The following is a 5699-nucleotide window of genomic DNA, read 5'->3' as shown; positions in this document are numbered from 1 at the left end:
TCTCCTCACGCAGGTCGAATACCATCTTGACGGCGCGATCACGCAGCTCTGGGGGATACTTCCTCGGTGCGGGCACGACTCCCAGCCTTCCAGTCTTGGGAGCCTCCAACCAACCCGGGGCAGCTCAAGGATCCGCACGCGGCGGGTGGCGTGCTCGATGACTGCCAGCACGTATAGGCGCGCTCCAGTCAGGGTGCGAACCTCGAAGAAGTCACAAGCGAGCAGGGCGATTGCCTGGCTGCGTAGAAAGTCGGACCAGGTGGTGTGTTCCCGTTGGGGAGAGGGGTCGATGCCGTGGTCTTGAGGATCTCCCAGACCGTGGAGGCGGCGACCTTGATGTCGAGCGCGGCCAGCTCGCCGTGGATGTGCCGATAGCCCCATGTGGAGTTCTCCCGTGCCAGTCGCAGCACCAGGACGCGGATGGACCGAACGGTGCGTGGGCGTCCACGCTGCCGGGGCAGGCAGGCCACGGCGTTACGGCGCCGCAGGAGATCGCGGTGCCAGCGCAGGATGGTGTCCGGCCGAACCAGCAACGTCAAGTGGCGCAGCCTGGCGACCGGCAGACGGTGAAGCAGCCCAGCGAGAAGGAACCGGTCATCCGGCGTGAACGCGGGCTTGGACAACTGCCGCTGCAACACCCCCCGCTGATGCCGCAGCACCAATATCTCGATGTCTTTGTCATGATCGCTCCTCGGCAGAAGCCGTAGGAACGAGAAGGTGGTCGTCACCGTGAGGTAGGCCAAGCGCAGTAACACGACCGACCATCATGCCGCCATCTGGCGCAGAGCTCGCGATACCCACCAGAGACCGAGCCCGTCCATCAGGTCTTTGACCTGCACGGATGGATATTCGGCACCCGCAATGCCCACTTAGGTCAGCGAACCGAAGGCCAGTTGTTCGCGGTGTGCGCGGTTGGCATCCATGAGCAGGTCAAGAGCTTCGCGCGCCCCGCACAGCTCTTCGATGTGCCGGTTGATCCGCTCCCGCTCCTGTGCCAGCCGTTGGAGCGCCTCGTCGTCGTTCAGCTCGCTGGGCGAGTCGACGCATGGCAACAGCTCGGCGATCGTACGGCTGGAGAGCCCGGCCGTGTAAAGACGCTGGATGAACCGTACCCGCTCGATCTCTTTCTCTGTGTACCGGCGCTGCCCGCTGGGGCTGCGCGTGCTGCTGAGCAGGCCCTGCTCCTCGTAGTAGCGCAGGGACCGGACGCTCACCCCGGCCTGTGACGCCAGCTCGCCAATCCGCATCGCTTCACCCCTCCAGCGAAAATTTCCCGCCGAAAACCCTTGCCTCTGACGTCAATGTCAGGTCTTAGCGTAGCCGTCGTGCCCCCTTGGGGGTAACCATCCACGGACAATCCTGAAAGGCACCCAGGAAATGACCACCCTGTTCGACCGTTACCACCTCGGCGCGCTGACCCTGCCCAACCGTGTGGCCATGGCCCCGATGACCCGAGTCCGTGCCGCTGCGGGCGGTCTGGCGACGCCGTCAATGGCGACGTACTACGCGCAACGCGCCACCGCCGGGCTCATCGTGACGGAAGGAATCCAGCCCAGCCTCATCGGGCAGTCCAACCCGGGCACCCCGGGACTGCACACCGATGGCCAGGTCGCCGCCTGGCAGCCGGTCACCGACGCGGTACACACCAACGGCGGGCGTATCTTCGCCCAGATCATGCACGCAGGCCGCGTCTCCCACCCCGACACCACGGGCATGCAGCCGGTGGGTCCCTCGGCCCTCCCCGCCGTCGGGCAGGTGTTCACCCCGGGCGGGCCCAAGCCGGCCCCCGTGCCACGCCAATTGGACACCGCTGAGGTGCCCGAGCAGGCGCGTTCGTACGCCGAGGCCGCCCGCAGGGCCGTCGACGCCGGCTTCGACGGCGTGGAACTGCACGGCGCGAACGGGTACCTCATCGCCCAGTTCCTCTCCAGCACCGCCAACCTTCGCACCGACGCCTATGGCGGATCGATCGCCAACCGGATCCGGTTCGCGGTGGAGGCGGTCTCCATGACCGTCGAGACGGTGGGCGGCCACCGGACAGGTCTGCGCCTCTCGCCCGGCGCGGGACTCTGGGGCGCCGAGGATACCGACGTCCCCGCTATGTACGGCACGCTGCTCGCCGAGCTGGCCCCCCTCAACCTGGCCTACATTCACCTCGAGGCCTCCACCGGCGAGGACGTGCTGGTCGAACTGCGCAAGGCGTGGCCCGGCACGCTCATCGTCAACCCGTCCTCCCCGGCGAACCCGCAGCAAACGGACAAGGCGGCCGCCGATCACTGGCTGGGGCTCGGCGCCGACCTGATCAGCTTCGGCCGCGCCTTCATCGCCAACCCCGTCCTCGTGGAACGGCTGCGTCAGGGGCTGCCGATCGCGCCGCACGATCAGTCCACATGGTACGAGGGCGGCGATGCCGGCTATCTCACCTACCCCGCCTACCAGCACGCAGCCTGAAAACGGTCGGGAAAGAACGCGATGCCGGTCGCGCTCCTGCGCGCCGAAGCAGGTGATGTGGGCGACGTTCGCGAGTGCCCCAGCACAGCAGGCGGCGCGGCGGCCCGCGCTCCGAGCCCTGAACGCCCGACCCAGGCCCGCCGGCGTGCTGGCCTCCTCGCCGACGACCCGTGTGCGGTGCCAAAACGCGGACACTGCTGCTGAGCTGGGCGTTTGCAGGGCGATCAGGCCGCTCTGCGGTACTCGCTGATCAGGCCTGCGACGGTCCTTCGACGGCGGATCCGGGAAGTCATGTCGATCACCTTGCTGGGACCGTGCAACGGCGGGCGAAGCGAACGGCCCTGATGCGGGCGATGATGGTTGAAGTGGTGTTCGTACTCGGCCAGGACCTTACGCAGGTGCCGCTCACCATGGATGAGCAGGTGATCGAGGCACTCACGGCGTAGCGTTCCCACGAACCGCTCCGCGAACGCGTTCGCCCGTGGCGACCGGACGGGCGTCTTGATGACCCGCACGCCATCGGCGGTGAACACCTCATCGAACGAGCGGGAGAACCTGCCGTCACGGTCAGCGCATAGGCCCGTACGTCATCGCGGAGCTCGTCGGCGTCCCACGGGGTCAAACTCACGAACCGCTGTAGCGCGGAGGGGCAACGTTCGCCGGCGTACTCCGCGATCGTCTCGGAGTTCTTCCGTTCCAGCGGCGCCATCAGGCCGCGCAGATACTGCCGGAAATGCGCACGCGATTCCGGCCGGTACCACCGGCCCTCGAATCGCGCGCACACGTCCTCGAATTCCTCGTGCCATCTGTCCAGGTCCGCGCGGGTCACAGCCCCGACACACTCAGCGCGTTCAGGCATTCACATACCGTGGCACCCATCGGCGAGCTCCCGCAGGAGAATCTATGAGACCAGACCGCGATCTAGCGGAGTAGTACTAGGCCACCGAGGTCTTCGATGGTGAACCAGGCCACCGTCATCCCGGCGTCGACGGCGGCCTGACCCAGCGCCTCGGTGAAGTGGCTCTTGCCGGTGCCGCTGGGCCCGCAGATGCACAAGTTCTCGCGGCGTCCGATCCATTCCAGAGTCCGCAGCAAGGACTGGGTGGGAACGGGGATGGAGGAGGCGTCTTCGTTCCAGATGTGGAGGGTCTTGCCGGTGGGGAAGCTGGCGCGTTGGCGGCGGGTGCGCAGGTTGGAGGCCGCGCGTCCGGCGGCTTCCTCGGCCAGCAGCACCCGCACGACCTCTGCGGGGTCCCAGCGTTGGGCCTTGGCTGTGGGAATGACTTCGGCCAGCGCGCGCCGCAGGTGGGGCAGCTTGAGTGCTTTGGCCAGGGCGGTGGCCTCGTCGAAGGCTGAGCCGAGCGCGGCGGCGGTGGCCGAGGCTGGGGCTTTGAGCCGGGGCGGGGTAGGAGTGTCGACCGACATGCGGTCCTCGTTTCTTACGTAGAGATAGATGTTGGGCGGCCTATTGACCGAAGCCGGACCAGCCACCGGTGCCCGGCTGCAGGCTGTGGTCTTCTCCGGCCCGGGTCAGGTTGGTGGTGCCGCTGTCGTGGAAGGTCTGATGGTCCAGGATCGAGCGCAGGTCGCCTTCGGCGAACCGGCTGGCGGTGGCGGCGGTGCCCAAGGCCCGGTCGATGGCTGCGGTGCCGCGGAGTTTGGCCAGCGCAACAGCCTCGGCCATCTTGGAGGCGATGCCGCGCACGCCCTCGGCGGCGGATTCCTCCAACCACGCTGCTGCGCCCGCTCCGATGGCCAGGAACGCCTCCTCGGCGGCGTTGATCGGCCGGGGGGTGCGGACTCCGCGGGCGGACGGCGGGTAGTGCTCGTCGCAGATCACCGGAGTGCCGGGGGTGGAGCGGCGGTGCCGGGCGATCTCGACCGGCGCACCCTCGATGATCGCGGTGACGACCAGGTCGTCGCCGTGCCAGCGGACGAACACCTCCTGCCCGGCATGTTGGTGCGGCACCGAGTAGCGGACCTGGTCGACCCGGATGGTGGCGTCCTTGTCGTGCACCCGCCGGGTGGTGCCGAACGCGGCGGTGTAGGGCTGTGCCGACACTGGATGCAGCCGGAACCGTTCCTCACCCAGCATCTCGATCGGAGCGCGGCGGGTCTCGCGGTGGGGTCGGGAGTTGACCTCGGCCATGAACGCATCACACGCCGCCTCCACCTCGGCGAAGGTGCCATAGGACGGCCGCAGGTTCACCTCGGTCGGCAGCAGATCCCGTTTGGCGATCTTCACCGTGTTCTCTGCACCGCCCTTGGACGCCGGATCCGCTGGGACGCACGTCCGCACCTGCGTTCCGTAGTGGCGGGCGATCGCCACGATGTCGGGGTTGCGCACCGCGATTCCGGCGATGTGGGCCGTGGTGACGGTCTTTTCGTTGTCGGTCAGGCAGTAGGTGGGCACCCCGCCGAACGCTCGGAACGTGGCGTCCAGGCAGGCGGCGACGGTGGGGATGGTCTTGTCCAGCACCGGGATCACCACCCGGAGCCGCGACCAGGCCAGCCAGGCGCACCACAGGGTGACCTGCCGGTCGCCCAGCCGGGGACCGGTGCCCCAGTCCCATTGGACCCACAGGCCCGGCTCGCTCACCCAGGGGCGGTGCACCCGTCGGTGCCCCGCCCGCCAGGAGGCCTTGGCGGCGGCCACCGCGCGGCGGGTGGTGCGGTCGGTGCCGGTGAACCCTAACGCGACCAGACGTTTGTGGACCTGGTCGGCACCGATCTTCCCGGCGGAGGCTTCGACGAGCTCTTCGATCTTGGGCATGAACTCGTCGATCATCTTCGATCGCGGGGCCGGGACGGTGCGGCTGGTGGTTCCGGCCGCACGCGCCTGCACGTAGCGGCGGACCGTATGGGGATCGCAACCGACCAACTCGGCAGCCTTGCGATAGCTGCCGGTCAGGTCATATGCGGCCAGAATCTCCATGATCTCCTCGCTGCTTTTCATCGGTCCCGACGCTCGCCCTGTCGTGGTGGTCGCCTGCCAGGGGTTAGGCGATGGCGGCCAGGCCCGCTTCGGCGATTTTGATGTCGTCGCTCCAGTGGCCACCGCAGACCCCGATGCCACCGATGATGTGGCCGCCCGCGGTAATGGGGATGCCGCCGCCGAAGGTGAGGTGCCCCTGATCTTCCGGACACAGTGCCAAGTAGGGTGCTGACTGGTCTGGAAGGAAGGGTTCGTGGCGGGGAAGAACTATTCAGAGGAGTTCAAGGACGAGGTCGTCAAGGCCGTCTTGGAC

The 5699-nt window shown here is 67.8% G+C and carries 6 protein-coding genes; 1 reads left to right on the top strand and 5 read right to left on the bottom strand.

Going from position 1 to position 5699, the window contains the following annotated elements; genetic code table 11:
- Positions 1 to 188: 188 nt before the first annotated feature.
- Positions 189 to 728, bottom strand: coding sequence for a hypothetical protein (locus ABGB18_RS49165; protein ID WP_347702633.1), 540 nt, complete (start codon positions 726 to 728; stop codon positions 189 to 191).
- Between the two features lie 141 nt (positions 729 to 869).
- Positions 870 to 1247: a MerR family transcriptional regulator gene (locus tag ABGB18_RS49160; protein WP_347702632.1), complete on the bottom strand. Its 378-nt coding sequence runs from the start codon at positions 1245 to 1247 to the stop codon at positions 870 to 872.
- 130 nt (positions 1248 to 1377) lie between these two features.
- On the opposite strand from ABGB18_RS49160, the gene ABGB18_RS49155 reads away from it, so the two are divergent.
- Positions 1378 to 2451 carry an alkene reductase gene (locus ABGB18_RS49155; RefSeq protein WP_347702631.1) on the top strand — a complete coding sequence of 358 codons (1074 nt, stop codon included), beginning with the start codon at positions 1378 to 1380 and terminating at the stop codon, positions 2449 to 2451.
- Positions 2452 to 3372: 921 nt separating this feature from the next.
- Here the strand turns inward: ABGB18_RS49155 and ABGB18_RS49150 are convergent.
- The 3 genes from ABGB18_RS49150 to ABGB18_RS49140 are packed head-to-tail and all read right to left on the bottom strand — an operon-like array spanning position 3373 to position 5606.
- Entirely contained in the window at positions 3373 to 3876 is a 504-nt protein-coding gene (locus ABGB18_RS49150; protein ID WP_347702630.1) for an ATP-binding protein, read from the bottom strand.
- Between the two features lie 40 nt (positions 3877 to 3916).
- A complete protein-coding gene (gene istA / locus ABGB18_RS49145; protein ID WP_347702629.1) occupies positions 3917 to 5407 on the bottom strand; it encodes an IS21 family transposase in 1491 nt (496 codons plus the stop codon).
- Positions 5408 to 5450: 43 nt separating this feature from the next.
- A complete protein-coding gene (locus ABGB18_RS49140; RefSeq protein ID WP_347702628.1) occupies positions 5451 to 5606 on the bottom strand; it encodes a heme-binding protein in 156 nt (51 codons plus the stop codon).
- Between the last annotated feature and the right edge of the window lie 93 nt (positions 5607 to 5699).

It is taken from the genome of Nonomuraea sp. B12E4 (assembly GCF_039871825.1).
Classification (GTDB): Bacteria; Actinomycetota; Actinomycetes; order Streptosporangiales; family Streptosporangiaceae; genus Nonomuraea.
This window is presented reverse-complemented; position numbering and strand designations above follow the sequence as displayed.